The sequence below is a fragment of the Stappia sp. genome (assembly GCF_048261845.1).
GTDB lineage: Bacteria > Pseudomonadota > Alphaproteobacteria > Rhizobiales > Stappiaceae > Stappia.
Genome location: NZ_JBLXFR010000054.1, coordinates 1 through 25,702, shown reverse-complemented (window position 1 = coordinate 25,702; position 25,702 = coordinate 1). Strand labels below are relative to the sequence as shown.

General features: G+C 65.6%; 28 protein-coding genes and 1 pseudogene. 10 read left to right on the top strand and 19 right to left on the bottom strand.

All coding sequences use genetic code 11. The features are described 5' to 3' along the window. On the bottom strand, positions 1 to 407 hold a 407-nt coding region (locus tag ACN0T5_RS17415), incomplete at its 3' end, for a tRNA (adenosine(37)-N6)-dimethylallyltransferase (RefSeq protein ID WP_417769886.1). 29 nt (positions 408 to 436) lie between these two features. Here ACN0T5_RS17415 and serB point away from each other — a divergent pair. Then, the gene (serB, locus tag ACN0T5_RS17410) at positions 437 to 1,333 is read left to right on the top strand and encodes a phosphoserine phosphatase SerB (RefSeq protein ID WP_417769885.1); all 897 of its coding nucleotides are present in this window, start codon (positions 437 to 439) and stop codon (positions 1,331 to 1,333) included. Positions 1,334 to 1,413: 80 nt separating this feature from the next. Here serB and ACN0T5_RS17405 read toward each other — a convergent pair whose 3' ends face one another. The 11 genes from ACN0T5_RS17405 to ACN0T5_RS17355 all read right to left on the bottom strand — a co-directional run bounded on the left by ACN0T5_RS17405 (position 1,414) and on the right by ACN0T5_RS17355 (position 11,462). Continuing rightward, on the bottom strand, positions 1,414 to 2,946 hold the full coding sequence (locus tag ACN0T5_RS17405; RefSeq protein ID WP_417769884.1) for a DegQ family serine endoprotease: 1,533 nt from the start codon (positions 2,944 to 2,946) through the stop codon (positions 1,414 to 1,416). 109 nt (positions 2,947 to 3,055) lie between these two features. Then, positions 3,056 to 3,241 (bottom strand): DUF2065 domain-containing protein, encoded by a 186-nt coding sequence (locus ACN0T5_RS17400; protein WP_417769883.1) that lies wholly within the window; start codon positions 3,239 to 3,241, stop codon positions 3,056 to 3,058. Next, positions 3,238 to 4,215 carry a protease modulator HflC gene (gene hflC / locus ACN0T5_RS17395; RefSeq protein ID WP_417769882.1) on the bottom strand — a complete coding sequence of 326 codons (978 nt, stop codon included), beginning with the start codon at positions 4,213 to 4,215 and terminating at the stop codon, positions 3,238 to 3,240. The genes ACN0T5_RS17400 and hflC overlap by 4 nt, the downstream gene beginning before the upstream one ends. Next, positions 4,215 to 5,390, bottom strand: coding sequence for an FtsH protease activity modulator HflK (gene hflK, locus ACN0T5_RS17390; RefSeq protein WP_417769881.1), 1,176 nt, complete (start codon positions 5,388 to 5,390; stop codon positions 4,215 to 4,217). Before hflK ends, hflC begins: the two co-directional genes overlap by 1 nt. 329 nt (positions 5,391 to 5,719) lie before the next feature. After that, complete coding sequence (gene fghA / locus ACN0T5_RS17385) at positions 5,720 to 6,562, bottom strand: S-formylglutathione hydrolase (RefSeq protein WP_417769880.1); 843 nt, start codon at positions 6,560 to 6,562, stop codon at positions 5,720 to 5,722. Continuing rightward, positions 6,559 to 7,092 (bottom strand): GNAT family N-acetyltransferase, encoded by a 534-nt coding sequence (locus ACN0T5_RS17380; protein WP_417769879.1) that lies wholly within the window; start codon positions 7,090 to 7,092, stop codon positions 6,559 to 6,561. Before ACN0T5_RS17380 ends, fghA begins: the two co-directional genes overlap by 4 nt. After that, a complete protein-coding gene (locus ACN0T5_RS17375; protein WP_417769878.1) occupies positions 7,089 to 7,499 on the bottom strand; it encodes a helix-turn-helix domain-containing protein in 411 nt (136 codons plus the stop codon). Before ACN0T5_RS17375 ends, ACN0T5_RS17380 begins: the two co-directional genes overlap by 4 nt. Positions 7,500 to 7,569: 70 nt before the next feature. Further along, entirely contained in the window at positions 7,570 to 8,679 is a 1,110-nt protein-coding gene (locus ACN0T5_RS17370; RefSeq protein WP_417769877.1) for an S-(hydroxymethyl)glutathione dehydrogenase/class III alcohol dehydrogenase, read from the bottom strand. A 124-nt stretch (positions 8,680 to 8,803) separates the two neighbouring features. Further along, positions 8,804 to 9,349 carry a dihydrofolate reductase gene (locus ACN0T5_RS17365; RefSeq protein WP_417769876.1) on the bottom strand — a complete coding sequence of 182 codons (546 nt, stop codon included), beginning with the start codon at positions 9,347 to 9,349 and terminating at the stop codon, positions 8,804 to 8,806. A 378-nt stretch (positions 9,350 to 9,727) separates the two neighbouring features. After that, complete coding sequence (gene ilvC / locus ACN0T5_RS17360) at positions 9,728 to 10,747, bottom strand: ketol-acid reductoisomerase (RefSeq protein ID WP_306031351.1); 1,020 nt, start codon at positions 10,745 to 10,747, stop codon at positions 9,728 to 9,730. Positions 10,748 to 10,808: 61 nt separating this feature from the next. Then, positions 10,809 to 11,462: a TetR/AcrR family transcriptional regulator C-terminal domain-containing protein gene (locus ACN0T5_RS17355; protein ID WP_417769875.1), complete on the bottom strand. Its 654-nt coding sequence runs from the start codon at positions 11,460 to 11,462 to the stop codon at positions 10,809 to 10,811. A 651-nt stretch (positions 11,463 to 12,113) separates the two neighbouring features. On the opposite strand from ACN0T5_RS17355, the gene ACN0T5_RS17350 reads away from it, so the two are divergent. From ACN0T5_RS17350 to ACN0T5_RS17325, 6 genes and pseudogenes are all read left to right on the top strand, one after another. Beyond that, entirely contained in the window at positions 12,114 to 12,902 is a 789-nt protein-coding gene (locus tag ACN0T5_RS17350) for a matrixin family metalloprotease (RefSeq protein WP_417769874.1), read from the top strand. 198 nt (positions 12,903 to 13,100) lie between these two features. Continuing rightward, entirely contained in the window at positions 13,101 to 13,694 is a 594-nt protein-coding gene (locus ACN0T5_RS17345) for a PRC-barrel domain-containing protein (protein ID WP_417769873.1), read from the top strand. Positions 13,695 to 13,923: 229 nt separating this feature from the next. Further along, entirely contained in the window at positions 13,924 to 14,496 is a 573-nt protein-coding gene (locus ACN0T5_RS17340) for a DJ-1/PfpI family protein (protein ID WP_417769872.1), read from the top strand. A 191-nt stretch (positions 14,497 to 14,687) separates the two neighbouring features. Further along, positions 14,688 to 15,029: pseudogene (locus ACN0T5_RS17335) on the top strand (ribbon-helix-helix domain-containing protein); the annotation flags it as partial. Positions 15,030 to 15,442: 413 nt separating this feature from the next. Further along, a complete protein-coding gene (locus ACN0T5_RS17330; protein ID WP_417769871.1) occupies positions 15,443 to 16,204 on the top strand; it encodes a hypothetical protein in 762 nt (253 codons plus the stop codon). Continuing rightward, a complete protein-coding gene (locus ACN0T5_RS17325) occupies positions 16,201 to 17,388 on the top strand; it encodes a hypothetical protein (RefSeq protein WP_417769870.1) in 1,188 nt (395 codons plus the stop codon). Before ACN0T5_RS17330 ends, ACN0T5_RS17325 begins: the two co-directional genes overlap by 4 nt. 196 nt (positions 17,389 to 17,584) lie before the next feature. Here ACN0T5_RS17325 and ACN0T5_RS17320 read toward each other — a convergent pair whose 3' ends face one another. Then, on the bottom strand, positions 17,585 to 18,496 hold the full coding sequence (locus tag ACN0T5_RS17320) for a PhzF family phenazine biosynthesis protein (RefSeq protein WP_417769869.1): 912 nt from the start codon (positions 18,494 to 18,496) through the stop codon (positions 17,585 to 17,587). A gap of 204 nt (positions 18,497 to 18,700) precedes the next feature. On the opposite strand from ACN0T5_RS17320, the gene ACN0T5_RS17315 reads away from it, so the two are divergent. Both ACN0T5_RS17315 and ACN0T5_RS17310 read left to right on the top strand, forming a co-directional pair. Next, entirely contained in the window at positions 18,701 to 19,414 is a 714-nt protein-coding gene (locus ACN0T5_RS17315) for an SDR family NAD(P)-dependent oxidoreductase (protein ID WP_417769868.1), read from the top strand. Positions 19,415 to 19,441: 27 nt separating this feature from the next. Next, complete coding sequence (locus ACN0T5_RS17310) at positions 19,442 to 20,305, top strand: rhodanese-related sulfurtransferase (protein ID WP_417769867.1); 864 nt, start codon at positions 19,442 to 19,444, stop codon at positions 20,303 to 20,305. On the opposite strand, the gene ACN0T5_RS17305 is transcribed toward ACN0T5_RS17310, so the two are convergent. The 3 genes from ACN0T5_RS17305 to ACN0T5_RS17295 all read right to left on the bottom strand — a co-directional run bounded on the left by ACN0T5_RS17305 (position 20,283) and on the right by ACN0T5_RS17295 (position 22,357). Next, positions 20,283 to 21,176 carry an SMP-30/gluconolactonase/LRE family protein gene (locus ACN0T5_RS17305; RefSeq protein WP_417769866.1) on the bottom strand — a complete coding sequence of 298 codons (894 nt, stop codon included), beginning with the start codon at positions 21,174 to 21,176 and terminating at the stop codon, positions 20,283 to 20,285. The two genes, ACN0T5_RS17310 and ACN0T5_RS17305, sit on opposite strands and share 23 nt — an antisense overlap. Positions 21,177 to 21,262: 86 nt before the next feature. After that, on the bottom strand, positions 21,263 to 21,745 hold the full coding sequence (locus tag ACN0T5_RS17300; protein WP_417769865.1) for a response regulator: 483 nt from the start codon (positions 21,743 to 21,745) through the stop codon (positions 21,263 to 21,265). Positions 21,746 to 21,883: 138 nt separating this feature from the next. Further along, positions 21,884 to 22,357 carry an Lrp/AsnC family transcriptional regulator gene (locus tag ACN0T5_RS17295; RefSeq protein ID WP_417769864.1) on the bottom strand — a complete coding sequence of 158 codons (474 nt, stop codon included), beginning with the start codon at positions 22,355 to 22,357 and terminating at the stop codon, positions 21,884 to 21,886. A gap of 162 nt (positions 22,358 to 22,519) precedes the next feature. Between ACN0T5_RS17295 and ald the strand changes: the two genes are divergently transcribed. Continuing rightward, positions 22,520 to 23,656, top strand: coding sequence for an alanine dehydrogenase (ald, locus tag ACN0T5_RS17290; protein WP_417769863.1), 1,137 nt, complete (start codon positions 22,520 to 22,522; stop codon positions 23,654 to 23,656). Between the two features lie 89 nt (positions 23,657 to 23,745). Here ald and ACN0T5_RS17285 read toward each other — a convergent pair whose 3' ends face one another. The 3 genes from ACN0T5_RS17285 to pgi form a co-directional block, all read right to left on the bottom strand. Further along, on the bottom strand, positions 23,746 to 24,015 hold the full coding sequence (locus tag ACN0T5_RS17285) for a glycine zipper domain-containing protein (RefSeq protein ID WP_417769862.1): 270 nt from the start codon (positions 24,013 to 24,015) through the stop codon (positions 23,746 to 23,748). A gap of 129 nt (positions 24,016 to 24,144) precedes the next feature. Then, positions 24,145 to 24,414: a glycine zipper domain-containing protein gene (locus ACN0T5_RS17280; protein ID WP_306029760.1), complete on the bottom strand. Its 270-nt coding sequence runs from the start codon at positions 24,412 to 24,414 to the stop codon at positions 24,145 to 24,147. A gap of 209 nt (positions 24,415 to 24,623) precedes the next feature. After that, a partial coding sequence (gene pgi / locus ACN0T5_RS17275; RefSeq protein ID WP_417769861.1) for a glucose-6-phosphate isomerase occupies positions 24,624 to 25,702 on the bottom strand: 1,079 nt, incomplete at its 5' end.

The window sequence follows — 25,702 nt, the reverse complement described above, 5'->3', positions numbered from 1 at the left end:
CCTTCTGCGGCCGTTGCGGCTTCGGCGCGGATGCGCGTGCGGACCTCCTCCGGGATCGGCGGCACTTTCGACAGGCCGCCCAGCAGCGCGCGGAAATAGAGCCCTGTCCCGCCGACGATGACGAGCGGCTGTTCGGAGGCCCGCGCCGCGTCCAGAATGCGCGCCACGTCATCCAGCCAGCGGGCGACCGAATACGCCTCGCCCGCATCGACATGCCCGTAGAGCAGGTGACGGGCCCGTGCGAGATCGGCGGTCGCCGGCCGGGCCGTCAGCACGTCGAGGTCGGCATAGACCTGCATGCTGTCCGCATTGACGATCCACGCGTTGTCGCGTTCGGCCAGGCGCAGGGCGAGCGCCGACTTGCCGCTTGCCGTCGGGCCGGCTATCAACGTCACCGGTTTCGTCACGTCCTCTTTCCTTTCAAGGCGCTTTCACGATGTCGCTCGTCGCTACCCTTGTCGCCAATCCCTTGCGTCCGGTGATCGACGCGGACCTCGTCGCACGGGCACTTGCCGCCCTGCCGGCCGGCGCGGAGGCGAGGGAGCTTTCCCCCGGCATCGCCGTCGACCTCGTTTTCGAAGGCGACCCGTCTCAGGCCGCGGAGCATGACGCGGAATTGCGCGCGGCGACGGGGGCTGCCCCGGTCGACCTCCTTGTGCAGAAGCGCGAGGGCCGACGCAAGCGGCTGCTGATCGCCGACATGGATTCCACCATGATCGGTCAGGAATGCATCGACGAACTCGCCGATGCGGTCGGCAAGAAGGCGATTGTCGCGGCGATCACCGAGCGGGCGATGCGCGGCGAACTGGAATTCGATTCGGCACTGCGCGAGCGAGCGGCGATGCTTGCCGGGCTCGACGCGGCGGTGATCGACGACGTGCTTGCCGGGCGCATCACCCTGACGCCGGGAGCGACCGCCCTGCTTGCCACCATGAAGGCGCATGGCGCCTATTGCGCGCTGGTCTCGGGTGGTTTCACCGCCTTCACCGGTCACATCGCCGCGACGCTCGGTTTCGACGAACACCGGGCGAACACGCTGGAGATTTCCGAAGGCAGGCTGACGGGGAAGGTCGGCGAGCCCATCCTCGGCCGTGCCGCCAAGCGCGAGCGGCTTGCCGGATTGCTCGCCGAGCACGGCCTTGACGAGGGCGCGGCGATCGCGGTTGGCGACGGGGCCAACGACCTTGCGATGATCGAGCTTGCCGGCCTCGGCGTTGCCTATCACGCCAAGCCGTCCGTGGCGGCCGTCGCCGATGCGAGGGTCGATCATGGCGATCTCTCGGCGCTGCTCTACTTCCAGGGCTACGCGGCGCACGAGATTTCCGGCGCCTGAGGCATCGCCGACCGCCAGCCGCAAAAAAGGCCGCGACAGTGTCGCGGCCTTTGTGTTTCAGGCAGCAGGAAGGTGACGCCTCATTCCTCGATGGAGAGCGGAATGAAGCGGACCTCGCCCTGCGCGTTGGACATGAGGAACAGCGCCAGCCGGCGGTCCTCGTCCTTCAGTGCCTTGACGCGGGCGGCGACGTCGGCGGGCGCCGAGACGCTTTCCTGCGCGACCTCGACGATCACGTCACCTGCCACGATCCGCTTCTCGGCGGCGCTGCTGCCGTCGGCGACGGCCGTCACGATCACGCCCTTCACGTCATCGGCGATCGTGTACTGGGCACGCAGCTCGTCGGTGATGGGAGAAAGCGTCATGCCGAGCACGACGGGGTTCTCGTCCTTGGCATCGTCATCCGACTGCTTGCCGGTGGTCTCGGCGGCGGCCGTATCGGCCTCCTCGAGCCGGCCAAGCGTCACCTTGAGGGTGACCTCCTCGCCCTTGCGGAGCACGGTGACGTCGACTTCCTCGCCAACCGGCGTATCCGCGACCATGCGCGGCAGGTCGCGCATCGAGGGGACACGGGCCCCGTTGAACTCGACGACGACGTCTCCGGCCTCGAATCCCGCGTCCTCGGCCGGACCACCCTCGGTGATGCCGGCGATCAGGGCGCCTTCGGCCTTGTCCATGCCGAGGCTTTCGGCGATCTCGTCTGTGACTTCCTGGATCCGCACGCCGAGCCAGCCGCGACGCGTCTCGCCGAATTCGCGCAACTGCGCGATGACGCGCACGGCGATCTCGGAGGGAATCGCGAAGCCGATGCCGATCGAGCCGCCGGACGGCGAGATGATCGCCGTGTTGATGCCGATCACCTCGCCGTTGCGGTTGAACAGCGGGCCGCCGGAATTGCCGCGGTTGATGGAGGCATCCGTCTGGATGTAGTTGTCATAGGGACCGGAATTGATGTCGCGGTTCCTGGCCGAGACGATGCCGGTGGTCACCGTTCCGCCAAGGCCGAACGGATTGCCGATCGCCATCACCCATTCGCCGACGCGCAGGTTTTCCGAATCGCCGAAAGGCACGGCCTTGAGCGGCTTTTCCGGCGTCACCTTGAGAACGGCGAGATCGGTCTTCGGGTCGCGGCCGATCACTTCCGCCGCCAGCTTGCTGCCGTCGTTGAAATTGGCGGTGATCTCGTCGGCACCCTCGATCACGTGATTGTTGGTGATGATGATGCCTTCGGTGCCGTCGACGACGAAGCCCGAACCAAGCGACTGCACGCGGCGGGGACGGTTCTCGTCGCGCTGCTGGCGGTTGAAGAACTCGTCGAAGAACTCCTGGAAGGGAGAGCCCTCGGGAACCTGGGGCAGCGGCACGGAGCGCTGCGCCGTCACGTTCTGCGCGGTGGAGATGTTCACCACCGCGGCAAGCAGCGTTTCGGCAAGATCGGGGATGGAGTCGGGCGCTTGCGCGCGGGCGCTTCGCTGCTCCGTTGCAAGAAGGCCGCCGGCCAGGACAAGGGCCAGGACGGGGGCCAGCACGGCGCTGGCGAGGCGTTGTCCGATAGCAGGGCGCGTCTTGCGCGACCGGGATGTCGCAAGCGGAGCGATGTTCAACAGGGCCATTGGCCGTTGTCCTCCAGTTGAGCGGGGATCGTCTCCCCGGATTGCAGCCCGCGTCCGGCGCAATGTCGCCGGGACGATTGCCGATACTGCTTTGGCGCGGGCGGATGCCCTAGCCGCGCACGAGCCAGACGATGGCGACGCCGATGGCCAGGGCGGCCAGGCCGCCGGTTCTCAGTACATTGTCCGGCAGATCGAGGATCTGCCGGACAAAGTTCTTGGCAGCTCCGGGTGCCAGCGCATAGAGCGTGCCCTCAAGCGCGAGCACGAGCCCGAGGGCGACCCAGAGGTCGTTCACTGCGCGACAGGTGCCTGAGCATCGGGTGCCTGAGCCTCAGGCGCCTGTGCAGCGGGGGCCTGTGCGGCCGGGGCGATGCTGGCCGGCGCGCGGGTCGGCGACAGTTCGGTGCCGCGCGGGTCGCGGAAGTAGCGGAAGAACTCCGAGTTCGGCGACAGCACCATGGAGGTCTCGCCGGATTCCAGCCCGCTCGTATAGGCCTGCATCGACCGGTAGAAGGAGAAGAACTCCGGGTCGCGGCCGAAGGCCTCGGCGAAGATCCGGTTCCGCTCGGCGTCGCCGTCACCGCGAATGATTTCCGCGTCGCGGTTGGCCTCGGCGACGATCACGGTCGAGTCGCGCTCGGCACGCGAGCGGATGCGCTGCGCCTGCTCGGCGCCCTGGGCGCGGATCTCGGTCGCCTCGCGCTGGCGCTCCGTCTGCATGCGGCGGAAGATCGCCTCCGAGTTGGTCTGCGGCAGGTCCGCACGGCGGATCTTGACGTCGACAACCTCGATGCCGATGGGGGCGGCGCGGCTGGCCACGTCGTTGCGGATGCTTTCCATCAGTTCGGCACGCTGGTCGCGCACCACCTGGACGAATGTCGCCCGGGCCAGCTCGGACCGCAGGCTCGACTGAAGGAAGGTCGACAGGCGCTGGTTGGCCTCGTTGATGTTGTTCACCGTCTGGAAGAACAGCACCGGGTTGGTGATGCGATACCGGGCGAAGGCGTCGACGATCAGCCGCTTCTTGTCAGAGGCGATGGCCTCGATCGGCGGCATGTTGAGGTCGAGCACGCGCTTGTCGAAATACATCACGTTCTGGACGAAGGGCACCTTGAACTTGAGGCCCGGCTCCTGGACGCTGCTCTTCACCTCGCCGAACTGCAGGACGAGGGCCTGCTGCGTCGGGTTGATGATGTAGATGGAAAGATAGGCGACGAGCGCCAGAACGGCGACGAGTATGCCGCCAAGTCCGAAAAGACCGTTCTTCATCACTGGTTGCCTCCGCTGCGGGCGGCGCCCTGGTTACGGTTGAGCTGGTCGAGCGGCAGGTAGGGGACGACACCCGATCCGCCGGCGCTCTCGTCGATGATGATCTTGGAGTTCTTGCCAAGCACCTGCTCGAGGGTTTCGAGATAGAGGCGCTCGCGCGTCACGTCGGGGGCCTTGGCATATTCATCCAGGATCTTGATGAAGCGCTGCGCCTGACCGTTCGCCTCGGCGACGGCCTGCTCGCGATAGGCATTGGCCGCTTCGCTGATCCGCGCCGCTTCGCCTCGGGCTTCGGGGACGACGCGGTTGGCATAGGCCTGCGCCTCGTTCTGGATCCGCTCCTGGTCGGCGCGGGCGGCCTGCACGTCGCGGAAGGACTCGATCACCTGCTGGGGAGGATCGACCTTCTGCATCTGCACTTCGGTGACCTCGATGCCCGCATTGTAGCTGTCGAGCGCCGTCTGCATCAGCTCGAGCACGGCCTGCTGGATGGGCGTCCGGTTCTCGCCGAGAATCGAATCGATGTTGCTCTGGCCCACGACTTCGCGCATCGAGCTTTCGGCCACGGCCTTCACCGTCCCGGCCGGGTTCTGGATCTCGAAGAGGTAGTTGGAGACGCCTTCGGGCGTGTTGCGGATGCGCCACTGCACCTTGAAGTCGACGTCGACGATGTTCTCGTCGCCGGTCAGCATCAGGCTTTCCTCGACCACGTCCTGCGTGTTGACACGGCCGCTGTTGACGGATTCACGAAGACCCACGGTCAATTCGCGGATGCGCAGGACTTCCGGTGTGTAGACCGCGCCGACCGGATAGGGCCAGTTGTAGTTCAGGCCCGGGGAGGTCTGGTTGGTGACCTCGCCGAAGACCAGCTCCACGCCCACTTCGTCCGGCTCGACCCGGTAGAAACCGGTCGCCAGCCAGATACCGGCAGCGATGATCAGCGCCAGCAGGATGCCCTTGAAACCGAGATTGCCGCCGCCCGGCAGAACCGTCTTGAGCGTGTTCTGGCTGCGCTTCAGAAGCTCTTCCAGATCGGGGGGATTGCCACCACCGCCGCCGCCGCGCTGCGGTCCGCTACCCCACGGCCCGCCGCCGCCACCGCCGGAACCGCCCCAGGGTCCGCCGTTGCCGCCGCCCTTCCAGCCGCCGCCACCGTTCTGGTTGCTCCAAGGCATCACACATCCTTCGTTTTGGAACGCCGGCCCGGGGGCCGTTTCCGGTTGTTTGTCGACACGCCATCAAGGCCTTGTCGGGTTATAGGGAGATTGCCCGTTGCTTTCAACGAAAGCCGGCGCGCGCACCTCACTCGGACTTGGATATCCCGGTCCGCCATGTCAATGCGTGGACGGCAGGTTTCCGCCATTCCGCGTGTAATCATGGCGGATTGCGGTGCAGATGGTTTATGCGGAGAGGCAAGCAGGTGCCCGGCCGCGGGGGCGCGGCTGCCGCAAGCCGGCGAAAAGCCGCCCTGGCGCTGCCCCTGCAACAGGCGGTGCTGCTCTCGTCAACCGGTCAGCCGTTCGGCGTGCCAGGCGAAATGATCGGCCAGAAAGCTGGCGATGAAGTGGTAGGAATGGTCGTAGCCGCCCTGCATGCGCAAGGTGAGGTCGATCCCGGCACGGCGGCAGGCGGTGTCGAAAACCCAGGGGCGCAGCTGCTCCTCGAGGAAACCGTCGGCCCCGCCCTGGTCGATGAGGATGTCCCTCTCCCAGCCAAGGCTCGCCGCCAGGTGACAGGCATCGTGCTCCGTCCATGCCTTCCGGTCGCTACCCAGATAGGCGGTGAAGGCTTTCTCGCCCCAGGGGCAGGCGGCGGGATTGACGATCGGGGCAAAGGCCGAGACCGAACGGAAGAGACCGGGATGCTTCATCGCCAGGGTCAGCGCGCCATGACCGCCCATGGAATGGCCGGCAATGCCGACGGCCTCCTCCCACACCGGAAGCTCGGCGGCGGCAACCCGCATCAACTCGTCCGCGACATAGCTTTCCATGCGGAAATGCGGGGCCCAGGGGGCCTCGCTCGCGTCGATGTAGAAGCCGGCGCCCTGTCCGAGATCATAGGCCTCGTCATTGGCCGCCTCCGCGCCGCGCGGGCTCGTGTCGGGGGCAAGGACGATCATCCCGAACTCGGCGGCAAGCCGCTGGTAGCCGGCCTTCGTCGTGGCGTTCTCCCAGGTGCAGGTGAGGCCGGAGAGCCAGACGAGGGTCGGGCAGGCCTCGCCGCGCAGCGCCTCGGCAGGCAGGAAGGCGGCGAATTCCATGTCCGTGCTCGTGGCGGACGAGGCATGGCGATAGACGCGCTGCTCGCCGCCGAAGGAGCGGGCCGAGGAAACAAGGTCGAGTGTCATGGATGGATCGTCCCGGTCGTGCCGCGTCCTGCTGCAAGGATGCCGGCGGTCTTTCTCATGTCTATATGGGGAATGCCGTCCTCGAGATAGGTTTCCGAGACGGCCTCGAAGCCATGCGAGCGGTAGAATTTCAGCAGATGCGCCTGCGCGGACAGCTCCACATCGCGGCCGGGGCAGGCGCGCTCCGCCTCCGCGAGGCCTTCGCGCACCAGGTATCCGCCAAGGCCGATGCCGCGCCGCGCCGGTGCGATGACGATACGCCCGAGCCTTGTGCTGCCGCCCGCTTCCGGCGGCAGGAGCCGCAGATAGGCGGCGAGCTGGCCGGTGTCCGCGTCCTCGACGAGCAGGTGGCGGGCGATGGGGTCAAGCCCGTCGATCTCGGCATAGGCGCAGGCCTGCTCGACGACGAAGACGTCGACGCGCAAGCGGAAGACGGCGTGCAGGCGGGCCGGCGACAGGTCGCCCAAGTCCGCCCACAGTGCCGTGAGCCGGTGTTCTTCGGCCGGCGCGGCGGTCGTTGCGATCGTCACGCGGACGCGTCCTCCTTGCCCGCGCCCGCAATGCGCGCGATCTGCGCGATCTGCGCCTCGATGCGGTCGAGCGCCTCGCCGGTGCGTTCATGGTTCTCGCGCAGCAACTTCAGCGTCGAGGCGACCACCGCCAGTTCGCTGGCAAGCGGACTTTCGACAGGGGCCTCGCCAAGGCCGTAGAGCAGCCATGTCGGGCTGACACCCAGAAAACCGGCCAGCATGGTCAGCCGGTTGGCGCGCGGTTCCGAGCGTCCCCCTTCCCAGGCGGTGACCGTCGCCGTCTTGACGCCAAGGCGCCGCGCCAGCTGCGCGCCGGAGAAGTTCGCCGCCTCGCGCGCCCGGCGGATGCGGCCGCCGATGCTGTCGCCGTCACGGGCTTCCGACCACATCGATCCGGTTTCCGTCATCGTCCGCTCTCCCTTGTTGTCCGGTTGTCGGGGTGATCCGGCCGGGGCCTGTTTCCGTCCGGACGTTTCGTCAGAACGTCACGACCGAGCGGATCGACTTGCCGTCATGCATCAGGTCGAAGGCCGTGTTGATCTCGTCGAGCGGCATCGTGTGCGTGATCATGCTGTCGATCTCGATCTTGCCGTCCATGTACCAGTCGACGATCTTCGGCACGTCCGTGCGCCCGCGCGCGCCGCCGAAGGCGGATCCGCGCCAGGAGCGCCCCGTCACGAGCTGGAAGGGCCGGGTGGAGATTTCCTGTCCCGCGCCGGCAACGCCGATGATGATGGATTCGCCCCAGCCCTTGTGGGCGCATTCCAGCGCCTGGCGCATGGTCGTGGTGTTGCCGATGCATTCGAAGGAATAGTCGGCGCCGCCCTTCGTCAGGTCGACGAGATAGGGCACGAGATCGCCCTCGACCTCCTTCGGGTTGACGAAATGGGTCATGCCGTAGCGCTCGGCGATTTCCTTCTTGTCGTCATTGATGTCGACGCCGACGATCATGTTGGCACCGACGAGGCGGGCGCCCTGGATGACGTTGAGGCCGATGCCGCCAAGACCGAAGACGACGACGTTGGAGCCCGGTTCCACCTTGGCCGTGTTGACCACCGCGCCGATGCCGGTCGTGACACCGCAGCCGATGTAGCAGATCTTGTCGAAGGGGGCGTCCTGGCGCACCTTGGCCAGCGCGATCTCGGGCAGCACCGTGTAGTTGGCGAAGGTGGATGTGCCCATGTAGTGGAACACCTTCTCGCCGCCGACGGAAAAGCGCGAGGTGCCGTCCGGCATCAGGCCGGCTCCCTGCGTCGAGCGGATCTTCTGGCAGAGATTGGTCTTCGGGTTGAGGCAGTAGTCGCACTCGCGGCATTCCGGCGTGTAGAGCGGAATGACGTGGTCGCCCGGCTTCAGCGAGGTGACGCCCTTGCCGACCTCGACGACCACACCGGCACCCTCATGGCCGAGGATGGCCGGGAAGATGCCTTCGGGATCGTCGCCGGACAGGGTGAAGGCGTCGGTGTGGCACACGCCGGTTGCCTTGATCTCGACAAGCACCTCGAAGGCGCGCGGGCCGTCGAGCTGTACCGTCTCGACGGAAAGGGGCTGGCCGGCCTTGAAGGCGACGGCGGCGCGTACGTCCATGGGAGTTCCTCCGAATTGCGGGCCGGGAATTCTCGCATGTCTCGCACACGTCCCGGCCGGTGTCGGAGGCGATCCTAGGAAATTGAAGGGACGGGCGAAAGGCCCGAGGCGACGCGAAGATGTGTCAACGCGACGCGGAGGGCTCGCGGCGGCGATAGGTGAGGAAGGTCACGTCGGCGCTGTCCTTCGGCCCGCGCTCCGGTGTCTGGCGGGCAACCTCCTCCCAGATCGCCGGATCGATGACCGGAAAATGCGTGTCGCCGGCAGGTTCTGCGTGAACACGGGTGACTTCCAGCCGGTCGGCGCGGGGAAGGGCGGCTTCGTAGATCTGGCCACCGCCGACGACCATGATCGCCTCGGCGTCGGTCTCGCGGGCACTGGCGCGGGCCCGTTCGAGCGCATCATCGAGCGAGCCGGCCTGCGTGATGCCGTCAATGCCTTGCGCCCAGCCGAAATCGCGGCTGATGACGATGTTCTCGCGGCCGGGAAGCGGCCGGCCGATCGACTGGAACGTCTTTCGGCCCATCACCAGCGGACACCCGAGGGTCAGGCGCTTGAAGCGCTTCAGGTCGGTCGACAGTTTCCACGGCATGTCGCCATCCGAGCCGATCACGTCGTTCTCGCCGACGGCGACGACGAGCACGATTTCGGGCGTGTCGGATTTTGTCATGGGCCGTGCTCCTATGGCGGGAGAAAAGGGTCTTGCGCCTCTGATAGCGCCGTCGACGCCAAATGAAAACGGCCCGCGAGGGGCGGGCCGTTTCCGTGTCGATACCGAGGGCGCGAACCTGGCCATCGAGGCCCGGTTGCGCTGTCGGCTTTGGCTCAGTTGCGCTTCCCAAGTCGACCAGCGCGCCCTTCTTGATCCCCCGCGTCATGCAGCAGGCATGCGCAAGACTTGATGCGTGGATCCTGAAGGGCGCTTTCCGGTTCGGCTCAGTTGCGCTTCCCAAGTCGACCATCGCGCCCTTCTTGATCCCCCTGCGTCATGCCGCAGGCATGCGCAAGACTTGATGCGTGGATCCTGAAGGGCGCTGTCGGCTTTGGCTCAGTTGCGCTCCTTGTCGACCAGCGCGCCCTTCTTGATCCACGGCATCATGCCGCGCAGCTTCTCGCCGACTTCCTCGATCTGGTGGGCGTCGTTGAGGCGGCGGGTGGCCTTGAAGCGGGCCTGGCCGCCCTTGCATTCCTGCATCCACTCGGAGGTGAACTTGCCGGTCTGGATGTCTGTCAAAATGCGCTTCATCTCGGCCTTGGTCTCGGACGTGACAAGGCGCGGGCCGGACATGTACTCGCCCCACTCGGCGGTGTTGGAGATCGAGTAGTTCATGTTGGCGATGCCGCCCTCATAGATGAGGTCGACGATCAGCTTCACTTCGTGCAGGCACTCGAAATAGGCCATTTCCGGAGCGTAGCCGGCTTCCACCAGCGTCTCGAAACCGGCACGGATCAGCTCGACCAGACCGCCGCAAAGAACAGCCTGCTCGCCGAACAGGTCGGTCTCGCACTCTTCCTTGAAGGTGGTCTCGATGATGCCCGAACGGCCGCCGCCGACGCCCGATGCATAGGCAAGGCCGAGGTCGAGCGCGTTGCCGGAAGCGTCCTGGTGGACGGCGACGAGGCACGGCACGCCGCCACCCTTCTCGTATTCGCCGCGCACGGTGTGGCCCGGGCCCTTCGGCGCGATCATCAGCACGTCGACGGTGGACTTCGCCTCGATCAGGCCGAAATGGACGTTGAGGCCGTGGGCGAAGGCGATCGCCGCGCCGTCACGGATGTTGTCGGCGATGTGGTCCTTGTAGATGTCGGCCTGGAGCTCGTCCGGGGTGGCCATCATCATCAGGTCGGCCCAGCCGGCCGCCTCGGCGACGCTCATCACCTTGAGGCCGTCGGCCTCGACCTTCTTGGCGGTGGTGGAGCCGGGGCGCAGCGCCACGACGATGTCCTTGACGCCGCTGTCCTTGAGGTTCAGCGCATGGGCGCGGCCCTGGCTGCCATAGCCGATGACGGCGACCTTCTTCGACTTGATCAGGTTGAGATCGGCATCGCGATCGTAATAAACGCGCATCTTGGTGTCTCCCGTTGTGGCGTTTTGGTTGACCAGCGGTTTGTCCCCCGCCGGCCGGGGCTCAGTCCCGCGTGGCCGCGCTGTCTTGCGTGGCTGTCGGCGGGTGAAGTGTGAGGAACTGGTCGATGGCGCGCGCCGCCTGTCCCGCGAAATCGGCATCGGTGCCGCTCGGAGGCTGGCCGAGCAGCCAGCGGCCATGGGCATCGCGCACGATCAGCCCGTAAAGAGTGCGATAGGCCTCCGTCGGATCGTCGAAGGTGACGTGACCCTGTCCGCGTCCGGCCTCCAGCAGAACCCGGGCGCGGGTCGAGATGCGCTCGCGCCCGCGCTCCAGCAGCAACCGGCCGAGCGGGGCGCCCTCGCGGCTCGCCTGGCTGATGGCGAGCCGGTTGAGCGCCAGCGAGGTGTCGCCGGCCAGCACGCTCAGGAGGTCCTCGGCGAAGGTGACGAGCCTTGCCCGGAACTCGGCTGCGCCCAGTGCCCCGGCGCTTTCGTTGGACACGCGGACCTTGGACGCCTGGTGCGCGACGATGGCGGCGAGCAACCCGTCGCGGTCGCCGAACCAGCGGTAGAGGCTTTCCTTGGAGCAGTTGGCAGCGCGCGCCACGGCGGCCGTGGCCAGCGCCTTCTCTCCGCCATCGACGACGAGCCGCAGCGCCGAGGCGAGGACCTCGTTCTGGCGCGGCGTGAAGTCGCTGTCTGGGACGGGAGCCATGCGGAATGTCTCGGTTTCGATCGGCCGCGGCGGGCGCGTTTGCAGGGCGCATCATCGCCCTTGCGAGCGGATGGCGTGCGTGAAGGAGGGCGTTTATGTATGTAAGTACCGTACGGTACGGTTCGATTTCGGTTATCGCATCGGCCGGAACCACGGTCAAGGGGAAATCGCCGGCTGGGGAGGGGCCTGGCGACCGGCATCACCTCACGAACCGTGTCTCCCGGAACGGCGCTGCCTCCCGAACGGCGCTGCCCCCGCCGGCGTCCTCGCATTGCCTGCCGGGGCGGTGCTTGTCCCCCGGGTTTCCACTGTCGCCGGATCAGCCAATGCTTTCCGGTTCGCTCTTGAAATTCAGGCGGTTGCTTTAATCTTGCGGCGGGGCGCGGTTGACTTGCAGCTCGCGGCGGGCGTCACATTCTCTTGATCGGGGTTTTCCCGAATACTGACTTTTGCCAATATAGGAGAGCCTTGGTCAGACTTTGTTAACCATGGTGTACCACTCTTCAGGTCTGTGCTGCAGGTGGCAACAGTCTCGAACAACAGGGCCGCATCCCGGCAAACCTGTGGATCGCAACGGCAACAGGCTTCCGGAAACAGGCGGGTTTTCGGGCACGTGCCACCAGACCTCCTGACGAGCGGGCGAATCTCATCGTGGTGAAACTTGTGTCTCTTTCGGTCCTGGCCGGTCTGGTCACCAGTCTGGCCACCGGTCTGGCGACCGTTTCGATTGTGCCGGCCGGGGCGGCTGGCGCGAGGACGTTCAACCCGCTCACGCTCGATGGCCAGGTGGTGAAATGGGGCGCGCCGCAACTCGGTGCGCCGGCGCGGGTGACCTATGCGTTTGCCCGGGGGAAGGTCCTCAACCCGACTGCGCGAAACTGCCGGGCGATGGACGCTCTCGACGGTCTTGCCGCGGCGGCCGGGGTGGAGCTGGCGCAGGTTCGCGGCGAGGCCGCCGCTGCCTTCCGGCTCTGGGAAGAGGTGAGCGGGCTCTCGTTCGAGGAAGTGGCTTCGGTCGAAACCGCCGATATCGTCATCGGCAGCCAGTTGGTGCCACGCGGATACGCTTTCACCAATGTGCGGCATGCCGGAGAGGCTCCCCGCCTGCCGCTCATCGTCTCCGGCGAAACGCGGGAACTCGGGAAGTCCGGGCCCGCGAGGCCCGGCGTGCAGGACACCGCCGCCGCGCCGCGCGTCTCGCGGATCACGGAGGCGGCCGTGTGTCTCAACCCGGCGCATATGTGGAAGATCGGCTTTGACGGAGACCTTGGGAGCTACGATCTCAAATACACGTTCGCGCATGAGATCGGGCATGCGATCGGGCTGGATCACCACATTCGCGGGCAATCGATCATGCATTTCAAATATAGTGAAAATTTCCAAGGTCTTCAGATGGGAGACATTGCTGGCGCCAAGTGGCTCTACGGGTCTGCAAAGTAAGCGGGAAGGTCATTCATTGGACACGATTTGCGTGTATGTGATGTGCCGTCAAATAATTTAAATTATTGTTTTTGTTTTGATTTCGAAAACGCAAAAAGCCGGAAAAAGATCACGATCGCTTCCTATATCCAAGGTTGCATCCCGCACGGGACGAGCCCCCGCCGTCCCGGGTGACGGGATACAGCAAGGGAGTTGGTCATGATCAGCAAGCTTCTTGCCACCACCGCCACGCTCGCAGTCCTGTCGATGGGCCCCGCATGGGCGCAGACGGCCACGGAGCCGAAGGGCGAGGATCCTCTTGTGCAGGAAAGCACGCCCGGTGCCGCCATGCCCGCTGACGAAGCGCCCGCGCGGGGAGCCGCAGAGGCTCCGGCAACGACGGCGGCGGGCGACCTGACCTTCCTGCCGGCGCAGAAGGAGGGTCACTGGCTGACGAGCGGCCTCATCGGCCAGGAAGTCACGGCCCCTGACGGCGAGGCTCTCGGCGAGGTCGCCGCGCTCGAGATCGGGCCTGACGGCAAGGTCGTCTCGGTCGTCATCGATGCCGGCGGCTTTCTCGGACTGGGCGCCAAGCGCGTCGCCGTGCCCTACGATGCGGTCCAGCACATGAGCGACACGCCCGACGAGCAGCGTCTTGTGGTGGCTGTCACCTCCGAGCAGCTGGAGGAGGCGCCCGACTACGTGACCCTGCTGCAGATGCGGCAGGAGGAAGAGGCGATCCGCGCCCAGCAGGAGATGCAGGCAACGCAGCCGCGCACGGTCGACCCGGCCAATCCGCCGGCGACCGAATAGCGCCGGCGCCCTGGTGCGGCCAGTCATGCAGGCCAGTCACACAGGCCAGTCACACAGACCGGTCACACAGGCCAATCACACAGGCCACGGGACACCGTGGCCTGTGTCCTTTTCGGCCCGCGTTTCCGGCTCCGGAAGGCCGGCCCGACTTGTAGTATCGGCCTAATACCAGCAGGCTTGCATCTGTTGCTAGCCTCCCGGCGTTTCCAAGCTGCTTCGGGAGGACATGATGAGCGCGAAGAAGAAGATCCTGATGATCACCGGTGACTTCACCGAGGATTACGAGACAATGGTGCCGTTCCAGACGCTTCTGGCGGTCGGTCACGAGGTGCACGCGGTGTGCCCGGGCAAGAAGGCGGGCGAGAGCGTCGCCACCTCGATCCACGATTTCGAGGGCGACCAGACCTACAGCGAGAAGCGGGGACACAATTTCACGCTCAACGCCACCTTCGCCCAGGTCGACGTCGCCGACTATGACGCGCTGGTGATCCCCGGCGGCCGTGCGCCGGAATACCTGCGCCTCGACAAGGACGTGATCGCCGCCGTTCGCCACTTCTTCGATGCCGGCAAGCCGGTTGCCGCGATCTGCCACGGGGCGCAGCTTCTGGCCGCCGCCCGCGTCATCGAGGGGCGCACGGTTTCCGCCTATCCGGCCTGCCGGCCCGAGGTGGAGCTGGCCGGCGGCACCTATGCCGACATCGCCATCGATGGCGCCGTGACGGACGGCAATCTGGTCACCGCTCCCGCATGGCCCGCGCATCCGGCCTGGCTGTCGCAGTTCATGACGGCGCTTGCCGCCTGATCGACAGCCTGGTCATCGGCCCTTCGGGCCGGTTGATTTTGACATGAAGCAGGGCCACCCTGTCGCGGGAAACCGGGGCAGGGCGGCCCTGTCGGCGCTGCCGGCGGGAGACTGGCAGCAGGCCTGCCGGCAAGCAGGTCGGACCAGACAACCGTGCGGGAAGCCGGGGCCAAAAGGGGAGGAACAGCGCCATGTGCAAGCTCTTTATCGAGGCCGAACCGGGACTTTGGGAAAGCTCGACGCGGTCGCTCCGGATTGATCGGATGGTGACCAGCGTCCGGCTCGAGACCTTCTTCTGGAGCGTGCTGGAGGAGATCGCCGAGCGTGACGGCATGAACCTTGTGCAGCTCATCACCCGGCTGCACAACGAGTCCATCGAGGCCGGCCACGACCTTGGCAATTTCGCCTCGTTCCTGCGGGTGTGCTGCGGCCGCTATCTGGCCCTGCAGCTCAGCGGCGACATTCCGGACGACCTGACGACGCCCATCGCGGCGCTCGACAGTGCCCGCATCCTCGACAAGGAGCGCGGCCGCATGCGGCCCGTCGCACCGGCCGGGACGGGATCAGGGGCCGGATCCCGGGCCTCGGTGCACCCCGCCGCGCGGTTGGTGTCGTAGGGGGATGCGCGGCTGAAGTTGGGGGGAGGGGGATGTGCGGTTCGCACGGAGCGTGCCGCGAGTGACGGCCGATGCAGCCCGGAAGAGGTCAAGGGGCAGGTCGATTGGCCCCCCGAGCGGTCGTGGCGGAATCGAACCGATCTCGATGATTCAGCGTGGTAGGATCTCCACCCAAACTCACCTTTTGTTCGGTTCTTCACATGGAGCGATACAGAGCGCTCAAATTTGGGGATGTTCTGAAAAACTGGTCCGGGCTTCCATGGCAGAGAAACTATCTTCTTGGAACGCGCCTTGAACCTATTCATACTCTACCTCCATTGGAGGTCTCTATGAGAATTGTTTTTTTCTGCATATGCTGGCTCGGGTCGGCCTATTTTTTTGTAATGTTACATATGGTAGCAGGCTTGCCGCCCAAGCATATTCTTGACGATGGCGTTTTCGTCTACGTTCTCCTCTTTGCCTTTTTTTTGCTGTTGCCTTTCGCGCAGACACTGGAGATCGGCACATTTTTCAAATATTCAGCCAAAATCAATGAACTGAAATCCGAAGTGAAGGACTTCAAAGAGGAGACACGCAGCCTGATCGCTCTTCAGAATTCGCTGATCACCAACGTCTCCCAGAGCGTCAACCACAATGTCCTTGTCACCGTCCCCTCACTCGCACAAGGACGCGCGGCGGAAGAACAGCTCGCCACGCTGGAGCAGGACATAGCGCCAGACGGCCATACCGCGCAAGATCAGGCCACCGCCATCGCTGCTTACGTCGATAGCGCTGGCGGCAGCGTGGATTTCGCGCTGATGCGTCTGCGCCGCGAGCTTGAAATGGAACTGCGTCGCGTTCTTGACAAGGAGTTGCCGTTCCGCAAGCACTCGCCCACGGCCGATCGACCGCGCCTACTCAGTCTGCGCTCGATGTGGAATATGTTTATCGAACGATATCCGCACGAGAACAACTTGGAGAAGGCCTTCATTTACACTGTTGATGTTTGCAATGCTGCCGTGCATGGGCAGAATGTGCCGCGAGAGGTTGCCGAAGAAGCTCTTTCGTTGGGCTTTCGCGTGCTCGATTTGCTTAGGAATATTGAGGCATGAGCAAAGAGACACCGCGCCCATATTCAATGCCTGGGGCGGGAATTTTTGTGAACAATCTAGGCGAGCCCATTCTACTTTCGGGGTTGCAACTCGACGCTGTTGCTGCCGAGGCCGCCCAAAAAGGTTCGTCTGTCAGTGTTTGGACAAGGCTCTCACTGACCTCCGATGAGGCAATCTTTCACCGTATCGCGAGATCGCTCGCGGACCATATTGAGTTTCGTGCTCGCGAAGCCAGCAACTCCGTCAACTTGGCGTGCGCAGACACGACGCTGCTGGTTATTCGGCCTGACAATAGTGGCGAGCTCTGGCTCGACGCAGCCGCCGTGTCCATAAACATCGTTGCAAAGCGCTCGATAGAGGCCGGAACGCTAGTGTTCGAGCGTGACATTGCCGATGTAACAGGCATGTCATTCCCAATGGTGCAGATTGGGAAAGCGGACCGTGTTGTGTGCCTGTTCCGTGAGGGCTGGCGGTTCGCACTATTCTTCGACTTCAATCCCGAACGAAAATTTTCCATAGTCGCCATGGAGCGGGATCTCGGCACTTTGTACCGTCGATTGCGCTACAGGAAGATGTACGATGCCATCGCCAACGCCGCCGTCTTCGGTCACCTAGTGCAAGCTGGCTGGTTTCCTTTTGCCGAGATTATAGGGACAGAGTTCGAACAGCTTTCCTTGCACTGCGAGAGCGATTTTGACCTTGCCGAAGTCGAAGCCGAGCTCGTCGCAAAATTCGACACTAAGCGGTTGGAGAAGATGTTCGCCCGCTGGATGGCCAAACCGCATTTCGCGGGCAAGGAACGTCTGCTCCGCTCTGCGCTCCAGAGATATCTCGCCGATGACCCGATCCCTGTACTTAAAATCGTGTTGACCGAGATCGAAGGCATTCTCAACGATGCGCACCGCAAGTTGTACGGGACAAGGGCAAAGCAGAAAAAGCTGCTGGCGTTTGCCGTGCGCTCGGCCGAAAAAAAACACGGACACCCCGACACGCTGATGTTTCCAGCGGCCTTTGGACGCTATCTCGCGGAGTATACCTTTGCCAATTTCGATCCGGTACAAGGCGGCGGCACTGCGGGCTCACGGCATGCGGTTGGTCATGGCGCGGCCGAAAGCGACAGCTACACCCAGACACGCGCACTGCAAGCCCTGCTAACCTTGGATCAACTGGCGTTTTTCACCTAAGCGGGAAGCGGTGATGAAGGTATGGCAGAAACGGCGCTGCCTAGCCTTGCTTTACCTTAGGGCGTGAAAGGTAGCTTGCCCAGAACGACCCAAAGTCCGCCAGCCCCCTTCCCATCTCCGCCACCTTCCCTTGCCGCCGTGTCGCGGGAAACCGGGCGCAGTTTGGCCGCGGAATTTTTCAAGACCCGCCGCCCCCCTAAAGATACAACTCACCACTCGAGACAACCACCGCCTGTCCGCCGATGCGCACGGCCTTGAGCTGACCGGTCTCCACATCGACCTCCAGGTCGATCATCGAGGGGCGGCCCATGTCGAAGCCCTGCTCGATGCGCAGGTAGTGGGTGCCGTCGGTGATCTTGTCGTAGTGGCGCACCACGCCGGCGAAGGCGGCGGCGGCCGATCCCGTCGCCGGGTCCTCGCCGATGCCCATATGCGGGGCGAACATGCGCGCGGCGAAGGTGCTGTCATGGGAATTCGTCTGGCGGCAATAGACATAGGCGCCCATCTGGCCGCCGCGTCCGAAGGCGTCGTCCCAATGGGCCTGATAGGGGGACACCCGGGCAAGCGCGGCGAGATTGGCCACCGGCACGAAGGCGAAGGGAACGCCCGCCTCGAAAGCGCAGGGGCGATGGTTCTCGAAGCCGATCTCGTTGGGTTCGAGGCCAAGGGCGGCGGCGATCAGGTCCTTGTCGCCGAGCGGGTCGGCGGGGCGCGGCAGGCGCGGCACGTCGAACTCGGCAAAGCCGGCGGCGCCGTTCTTCAGCACCACGCCGCAGCGCATATTGCCGATCGCCTCCTCGAGCACGACCATGGCGTTCTGGTCGGCATCGCTGTCGCCGAACCGCTCCCTGGCGAGCAGGATCGCCGTCCCGACCGTCGGGTGGCCGGCGAAGGACAGTTCCCTGGCCGGGGTGAAAATCCGAAGCTTCGCCGAATGCGCCGGGTTTTCCGGGGGCAGCACGAAGACGGTCTCCGACAGGTTGAATTCCCGCGCGATCGACTGCATGCGCGTGTCCGACAGGCCTTCCGCGTCCAGGACGACGGCCAGCGGGTTGCCCGCGAGCGCCTGGTTGGTGAAGACGTCGAGGACGAAGAAGCGTCGTGCCATCTCGCGGGATCCTTGGTTGAAAGCCGTGTTGCTGTCCGGTCTTGCCCGCTGCGGGCGCCAGACTGTCGCATGCCCGATACCCGCTTGCCAACCGGCTGGCTGACCGGCATCGCCTGCGGTTAACGACGCATTAACCCCTGTGGCGGGCCGGGCGGCCGCTCGCCCCCGGGTGAACCGCGCCGCGCCCAGCCGCGTAACTCCGGCATGAGCAATGCACTGAACAGTTTCCCCTCCGGCGGCGTTGCCGTCGTCATCGGCGCGAGCGGCGGGCTTGGATCGGCTTTCCTGTCCCGTCTGGAGGGCAGCGGCCGGTTCGCGCATGTTGTCGGCTGCAGCCGGAGGGGCGTGCCGCGGATCGATCTTGAGGACGAGGCAAGCATCGCGGACGCCGCGGCCCATGTCGCCGGGCTCGGCGAATTGCGGCTGGTTGTCGATGCGACGGGGATCCTGTCGGACGGGGCGATGGTTCCCGAAAAGGCGCTTGCGCGGATCGATGCGAACCAGATGGCACGCTCCTTTCGCATCAATGCCATCGGCCCGGCCCTGCTGATCAGGCATTTCGCGCCGCTCTTTCCGCGCCAGGGCAAGAGCGTCTTCGCAACCTTGTCCGCCAGGGTCGGCAGCATCGGGGAAAACGCGCTGGGCGGCTGGATCAGCTACCGGGCGGCCAAGGCGGCGCTGAACCAGATCGTCCGCACGGCCTCGATCGAACTGGCGCGCAGCCGGCCGGAACATGTGCTGCTGGCGCTGCATCCCGGCACGGTCGAAACGGCCCTTTCCCGGCCGTTTGCCCGCAGCGGTCTCGCGATCCGGACGCCGGACGAGGCGGCCGGCCGGTTGCTTACGGTGATCGACGGGGTCGACGGCGGCGATACGGGCAGCTTCCTGTCATATACGGGCGAACGCCTTCCCTGGTAGGGAGAGGGCGTGTAGAAGCGGTGGCAAATGACAGCCCGGGCCGCGCCGACCATGACAGATTTCCGGATTTCCGCCTTCTATCACTTCGCCCCGCTCGATGATTTCGCGGCGATGCGCGAGCCGCTTCTGCGCGTGGCGCAGGAGGCGGGAATTCGCGGGTCGATCCTGCTCGCCAGCGAGGGGGTCAACGGCACCATCGCGGGACCGCAAGCGGGGGTGGAGCGGGTGCTGGCCCATCTGCGGGCCGATCCCCGGCTTTCCGCCTTGGTGGAAAAGGCCTCCTTTGCCGAGCGCATGCCCTTCGGCCGGCTGAAGGTGCGGCTGAAGAAGGAGATCGTCAGTCTGGGCGTTGCGGGCATCGATCCGCGCAAGGCTGTCGGCACCTATGTGGCGCCGGAGGAGTGGAACGCCCTGATCAGCGATCCCGACGTGGTGGTGCTGGACACGCGCAACGACTACGAGATCGCGTTCGGCAGTTTCGAGGGCGCGATCTCGCCCGATACCCGGACCTTCCGGAGCTTCCCCGACTGGGTGCGCCAGGCCCGGGCGGATGGCGACAGGCGCAAGGTCGCGATGTTCTGCACCGGCGGCATCCGATGCGAGAAGGCGAGTGCGCTGCTCCTGTCGGAAGGGTTCGGGGAGGTCTTCCACCTGGAAGGCGGCATCCTCAACTACCTGGAGAAGGTGCCGGAGGACGAAAGCCTCTGGCAGGGCGAATGCTTCGTGTTTGACGAGCGCGTCGCCGTCGACCATTCCCTGCGCCCCACCTGGGGGCGCGGGGCGCCGGAGGCCGCGCGCGAAGTGCTGCCCGCAGGTCTGGTCGAGGACGGTCTGGCCGAGGGAGGTCTGGCCGGCGCCGGCCCGGACGCTACGCCGGGCCCTGAAGACTGAAACGCTCGGCCTTCAGGCCGCGAACGCCGGGCCGCAACATGAACAGCCGGCCTGAGTCCGGATGGGCCTCCAGCAGCGCCGCGTCGGCAAGCGGCCGCAGGCTCGTCACCACCAGCGCATCCAGGTCCGGTCCGCAGAAACACGGCATGGTCGGACGCGGAACGGGCATGGCGATGACCTCCACCAGCGTTCCGTCCGGCGAGAAGCAGTTGAGAAGCCCGGCCGAGACACCGGCCGACCAGTAGCGGCCATCCGCGTCGACGGTTCCCCCGTCGGGCCGCCCGTCCTCGTCGGCGAGTTTCGCAAAGAGGCGGCGCCCCGACATCGCGCCGGTGGCCGGGTCGAAGTCCCAGGCCTCGATGATGCCGGGACGGCTGTCGGCATGATACATGGTTCGCCCGTCCGGCGACCAGGCGAGGCCGTTGGAAACGGTGACCCCTTCCACCAGCGTCTCGCAGCTTCCGTCGGCCCGCACCCGGTAGAGTGCGCCGATCGGCTGCCGTTCGGGCCGGTCGTCCATCGTTCCCACGTAAAACGCGCCGTCGGGGCCGACCCGGCCGTCGTTGAGCCGCGTGCGCGGATCGCCGGTCTCGATCTCGGCAAGCACGTCCAGTGTGCCGTCCTCCAGGGTGAGAATCGCGACGCGGTCGCGAATGGCGACGACAAGACGGCCCGGGTCGTCCGTCAGGCCGAAGGAGCCGATGACGTCGGGAAGGTCCCAGTGCCGCTCCTGGCGGCTGGACCAGTCGAGCGCGTGCAACCGCTTGCCGAGAATGTCGCACCAGTAGAGGCACCCGGTCCGGTCGTCCCAGGTGGGCCCTTCGGCAAGGTCGCTGCGGGTCTCGCTCAGCCGTGAAATCTCGTATGCCATCAAATCCCTCCCTCGCGGCTCGTCTTCGTTGTCGGACGGATGGGGCGAGGGATCAAGAACGGTTTGATGTTTCGTGGTCCCGACCCTCAGGCGCTGGCCCGCTGCGGATCGCGCTGCAGGGGCGGAGGGGTGCCAAGCCAGGTCCTGAAGATGGTGCTGGCGAGTTCCGCGATGCTTTGCATGGAATCGGGCTTGGTGATCACCGCGTCCGCCCCGTGCCGCAGGGCCTCGTCGGCCGCGTCCCGGTCGTCCGCCGTCGACAGGATCAGGATCGGCGTGCCGGCCAGCGCGGCGCTTGCCCGCATCATCCTCAAGACGTCGAGACCGGAAAGACCGGGCATGTTCATGTCCAGCAGGATGAGATCGGGGAGGGGGGCCTTGGCGGCGACGGCAGCCTCGATGCGCGCGAGCGCCTGCACGCCGTCCATCGCCTTGACCAGTGCGAACCGGTCCGGCCTGGGGCAGGCGCGCCGGAGGAGATGCCCGAATATCCACAGATCGTCCGGATCGTCGTCGACGAGCATCAGAGTGAAGCCGCGTCCGGTCGCGGAAAACCTGTCTTCCGTCATGGCTGGACCGCCGAAGTCGAGACTGCGCTTTTTTCTGATCACCGAAATTATGATATCAGCAAATCAGACAGGGTTCCAGCGGGCTGCCCCGTGATCTCCTCGTCAAATCAGACAGGAATGATGTTTCGGGCAGGTTCGTCAGTGTCCGGCCTCGGGCAGGGGGAAGGCGGTGCTCCGTGCCACGGTGCGGATCGCGAAGGACGACCGCATGCGTGAGACGCCCGGCAGGCGGGCGAGATGGTCGCGGTGGATGCGCTCGAAGTCGGTCGGATCGGCGGCGGCGATGCGCAGCAGATAATCGGCATCGCCCGCCATCAGGTAGCATTCCATGATTTCCGGCGACTGGGCGACCGCCTTTTCGAAGCGGGTCAGCACCTCGTTGGCCTGCGAGTTCAGCGAGATCTCGACGAAGATGTCCATGCGCCGGCCGATCTGAGACTGGTCGAGCAGGGCAACGTATTTCTCGATGACGCCGGCGTCCTCGAGCGCGCGCACCCGGCGCAGGCAGGCGGACGGCGACAGGCCGACGGCCTCGGCGAGATCGGCGTTCGCCATGCGGCCGTCATTCTGGAGCAGGGTCAGGATGCGCCGGTCAATACGGTCGAAGTTCACAAGGTGCTCCGCAGATTGTTTTACTTTTACCGGGTTTCACGCTGCAAAATTGCATGAAAACCGCTATCCGGGTCAAGTACGCAAGCAAATTCGAAGCGCTTTGATGTATCTTTTATGACAAAGGCCGGCAGGCGCCCGGCCCGTGTCCGGAGGAGGCTTGAGATGCGCATTGGTGTGCCGAAAGAGATCAAGAACCACGAGTACCGGGTCGGCCTGACCCCTGACAGTGTCCGCGAGCTGGTGGCCAACGGCCATGAGCTTTTCGTCGAGACCCAGGCCGGTGGCGGCATCGGTGCGGACGACGCCGAATACGAGGCGGCCGGCGCCAGCATCCTTGCAAGCGCGGCCGAGGTGTTCGCCACGGCGACCATGATCGTCAAGGTCAAGGAGCCGCAGGCGGGCGAGCGGGCCATGTTGCGGCCCGACCATCTGCTCTTCACCTATCTGCATCTGGCGCCCGATGCGGCCCAGACGGCTGATCTGGTCAAGTCCGGCGCGACCTGCATCGCCTACGAGACCGTGACCGACGCGCGCGGCGGGTTGCCGCTGCTGGCGCCGATGTCGCAGGTCGCGGGGCGTCTGTCCGTTCAGGCCGGCGCGAGCGCGCTCGAGCGTGCCCATGGCGGTGCCGGTGTGCTGCTCGGCGGCGTGCCGGGTGTTGCCCCTGCCAAGGTCGTGGTGATCGGCGGCGGCGTCGTCGGGGCCCATGCCATCACCATGGCGCTCGGCCTTGGCGCGGATGTCACCGTTCTCGACCGCTCGATCGACGCGCTGGGCAGCCTGTCGGCGCGCTTCGGCGCGGCCCTGCGCACGGTCTATTCGACCCGTGCCGCCATCGAGCAGTATGTGCTGGAAGCGGACCTCGTCGTCGGTGCGGTGCTGGTCGCCGGCGCGGCGGCCCCCAAGCTCGTCACCGCCGATCACGTGCGCCGCATGAAGCCGGGCTCGGTGCTTGTCGATGTCGCCATCGACCAGGGCGGCTGTTTCGAGACCTCGCATGCCACGACCCATGCCGAGCCGACCTATGTGGTCGACAATGTCGTGCACTATTGCGTTGCCAACATGCCCGGAGCGGTGCCGCGCACCTCGACCTACGCTCTCAACAACGCGACGCTGCCCTTCACGCTGGCGCTGGCCAACAACGGTTATGCGAAGGCGCTGGCCGAGAACCCGCACCTGATGAACGGGCTCAACGTTCACGCCGGGCAGGTGACCTGCCAGGCGGTGGCCGAGGCGCTCGGCTATGACTATGTCGCCCCGCGCGAGGCGCTGGCGCGCGGCGTTGCCGCCGCCGCCTGATCAGCGGCTGCCTTCAGGCGATCACCAAAACGGCCGGCAAGGGATCCCTTGCCGGCCGGTTTTGTCTGGCACTGATGGTGACTGACCGGTTACGGGCAGACGACGCGATAGCGCCGGCCGTAGCGGTCGCGCGCCACGCAGTTTTTGGGTGTGGTGGCAGCGCCCACTGCCGCACCGCCGACACCGCCGACAGCGGCGCCGACCAGGGCACCGCCCACATCGCCGGTCGCGGCGGGGCCGACTGCCGCGCCGGTGGCCGCGCCAAGGCCGCCGCCGACGAGCGCCCGGTCGGACTGGCTGTCGGACTGGCAGGCGGCAACAAACAGGGTCGCCGCCGATACTATGAGGATCTTCTGCATAAACTCACCTCCGATTGGTTTGCCGTGGTGACGCGTTCACGTTGAAACGCGTGCGCCGCCGCAACGGTCAGCCGGAGCTTGCGTTGCGGCGGTCAGGCATGTCCTTTCGGGCAGGCGATTGGCGCCTTTTTACGGGCAAACGACCCGATAGCGGCGGCCGTAGCGATCCCGCGCGATGCAGTTCTTCGGCGTGGTGGCCGAACCGACCATGGCCCCGCCGACACCGCCGATGACGCCACCGACGAGAGCACCGCCGACATCGCCGGTTGCGGCCGCACCGATCACGGCACCCGTTGCGGCGCCAAGGCCGCCGCCGACAAGTGCGCGGTCGCGCTGGCTGTCGGACTGGCATGCCGCCAGAAGAAGCGCAGCTGCGCCCACAAGAACAATCCTGACCATTCTATAACTCCTCACATGTCCACATGGTTCCGGCGAATGTCGCCTCCCGGTAGGCACTGCCGCAGAGACACGGCGAACCGTTTCCCCGTTGCAACCTATCTGAGCACTAAAACACCACCCAGTCTAGCGGCTCGCTGAGGCGAAGCTGTGACGCAGATCATTGGGCGGGCGTTCCTTTTGACGAATTTTCCGAAGACGGAAATGCCTTGTTAGACGCGGAGCCGGCGCAGCAGGCCGAGCGTCGATGCGTCGCGTCCCTTGGCGGGTGCACGGCCGTCGACCATCGGCAGCAATTCGCCGGCAAGGACCTTTCCCAGTTCCACGCCCCACTGGTCGAAGGAGTTGATGTTCCAGATCGCACCTTCCACGAACACCCGGTGTTCATAGAGCGCGACGAGACGGCCGAGCGCGAAGGGCGTCAGCCGTTCGTGCAGGATGGTGATCGACGGACGGTTGCCCGGAAACACCTTGTGCGGCGCAAGCCGGGCGACATCGTCCTCGTTGTGGCCTTCCTTGCGCAATATCGCTTCGGCCTCGGCGCTCGTGCGGCCGTTCATCAGGGCTTCCGACTGGGCCAGGCAGTTCGCGGCCAGCAGGGCGTGATGATGGGCAAGGTCCGGCTCGTGGCCCTTCGCGGCGAGAATGAACTCGCAAGGGATCACGTCGGTGCCCTGGTGCAGGAGCTGGTAGAAGGCGTGCTGGCCGTTGGTGCCGGGTTCGCCCCAGACGAGCGGCCCCGTTGCCTCGCTCACCGGATCTCCGGAAAGTGTCACACGCTTGCCGTTCGATTCCATGTCGAGCTGCTGAAGGTAGGCGGGAAGACGCGCCAGCCGCTGGTCGTAGGGAAGGACCGCGCGGGCCGGGAAGCCGCAGGCATTGCGATGCCATATGCCGGCGAGGCCGAGCAGCATCGGCAGGTTGGCCTCCGCCTCCGCCGTCGCGAAGTGCCGGTCCATCGCATGCGCGCCATCGAGAAAGGCGCCGAAGTCGTCGGGCCCGACGGCGAGCATCACCGGCAACCCGATCGCCGACCAGACGGAATAGCGTCCGCCGACCCAGTCCCAGAAACCGAAGGTGCGGTCCGCCGCGATGCCGAAGGCGGCGACCTTGTCGAGGGCGGTGGAGACGGCGGCGAAATGGGCGCCCACGGCCTCTTCGCCCAGATGCCGGACGATCCAGGCGCGCGCCGTCGCGGCATTGGTCATCGTCTCGATGGTCGTGAACGTTTTCGAGGCGACGATGATGAGCGTCGTCGCCGGGTCGAGCGCCGTGAGCGTGTCCGCGACAT

Coding starts and splice junctions, on each gene's coding strand:
- ACN0T5_RS17345 (WP_417769873.1), top strand. CDS start 13,101: ATGATCAGCAAGCTTCTTGCCACCACCGCCACGCTCGCAGTCCTGTCG.
- ACN0T5_RS17365 (WP_417769876.1), bottom strand. CDS start 9,349: ATGACAAAATCCGACACGCCCGAAATCGTGCTCGTCGTCGCCGTCGGC.
- ACN0T5_RS17340 (WP_417769872.1), top strand. CDS start 13,924: ATGAGCGCGAAGAAGAAGATCCTGATGATCACCGGTGACTTCACCGAG.
- ACN0T5_RS17315 (WP_417769868.1), top strand. CDS start 18,701: ATGAGCAATGCACTGAACAGTTTCCCCTCCGGCGGCGTTGCCGTCGTC.
- fghA (WP_417769880.1), bottom strand. CDS start 6,562: ATGACACTCGACCTTGTTTCCTCGGCCCGCTCCTTCGGCGGCGAGCAG.
- ACN0T5_RS17330 (WP_417769871.1), top strand. CDS start 15,443: ATGAGAATTGTTTTTTTCTGCATATGCTGGCTCGGGTCGGCCTATTTT.
- ACN0T5_RS17325 (WP_417769870.1), top strand. CDS start 16,201: ATGAGCAAAGAGACACCGCGCCCATATTCAATGCCTGGGGCGGGAATT.
- ACN0T5_RS17300 (WP_417769865.1), bottom strand. CDS start 21,745: ATGACGGAAGACAGGTTTTCCGCGACCGGACGCGGCTTCACTCTGATG.
- ald (WP_417769863.1), top strand. CDS start 22,520: ATGCGCATTGGTGTGCCGAAAGAGATCAAGAACCACGAGTACCGGGTC.
- hflK (WP_417769881.1), bottom strand. CDS start 5,390: ATGCCTTGGAGCAACCAGAACGGTGGCGGCGGCTGGAAGGGCGGCGGC.
- serB (WP_417769885.1), top strand. CDS start 437: ATGTCGCTCGTCGCTACCCTTGTCGCCAATCCCTTGCGTCCGGTGATC.
- ACN0T5_RS17375 (WP_417769878.1), bottom strand. CDS start 7,499: ATGACGGAAACCGGATCGATGTGGTCGGAAGCCCGTGACGGCGACAGC.
- ACN0T5_RS17370 (WP_417769877.1), bottom strand. CDS start 8,679: ATGGACGTACGCGCCGCCGTCGCCTTCAAGGCCGGCCAGCCCCTTTCC.
- ACN0T5_RS17320 (WP_417769869.1), bottom strand. CDS start 18,496: ATGGCACGACGCTTCTTCGTCCTCGACGTCTTCACCAACCAGGCGCTC.
- hflC (WP_417769882.1), bottom strand. CDS start 4,215: ATGAAGAACGGTCTTTTCGGACTTGGCGGCATACTCGTCGCCGTTCTG.
- ACN0T5_RS17305 (WP_417769866.1), bottom strand. CDS start 21,176: ATGGCATACGAGATTTCACGGCTGAGCGAGACCCGCAGCGACCTTGCC.
- ACN0T5_RS17280 (WP_306029760.1), bottom strand. CDS start 24,414: ATGGTCAGGATTGTTCTTGTGGGCGCAGCTGCGCTTCTTCTGGCGGCA.
- ACN0T5_RS17285 (WP_417769862.1), bottom strand. CDS start 24,015: ATGCAGAAGATCCTCATAGTATCGGCGGCGACCCTGTTTGTTGCCGCC.
- ACN0T5_RS17405 (WP_417769884.1), bottom strand. CDS start 2,946: ATGGCCCTGTTGAACATCGCTCCGCTTGCGACATCCCGGTCGCGCAAG.
- ilvC (WP_306031351.1), bottom strand. CDS start 10,747: ATGCGCGTTTATTACGATCGCGATGCCGATCTCAACCTGATCAAGTCG.
- ACN0T5_RS17310 (WP_417769867.1), top strand. CDS start 19,442: ATGACAGCCCGGGCCGCGCCGACCATGACAGATTTCCGGATTTCCGCC.
- ACN0T5_RS17355 (WP_417769875.1), bottom strand. CDS start 11,462: ATGGCTCCCGTCCCAGACAGCGACTTCACGCCGCGCCAGAACGAGGTC.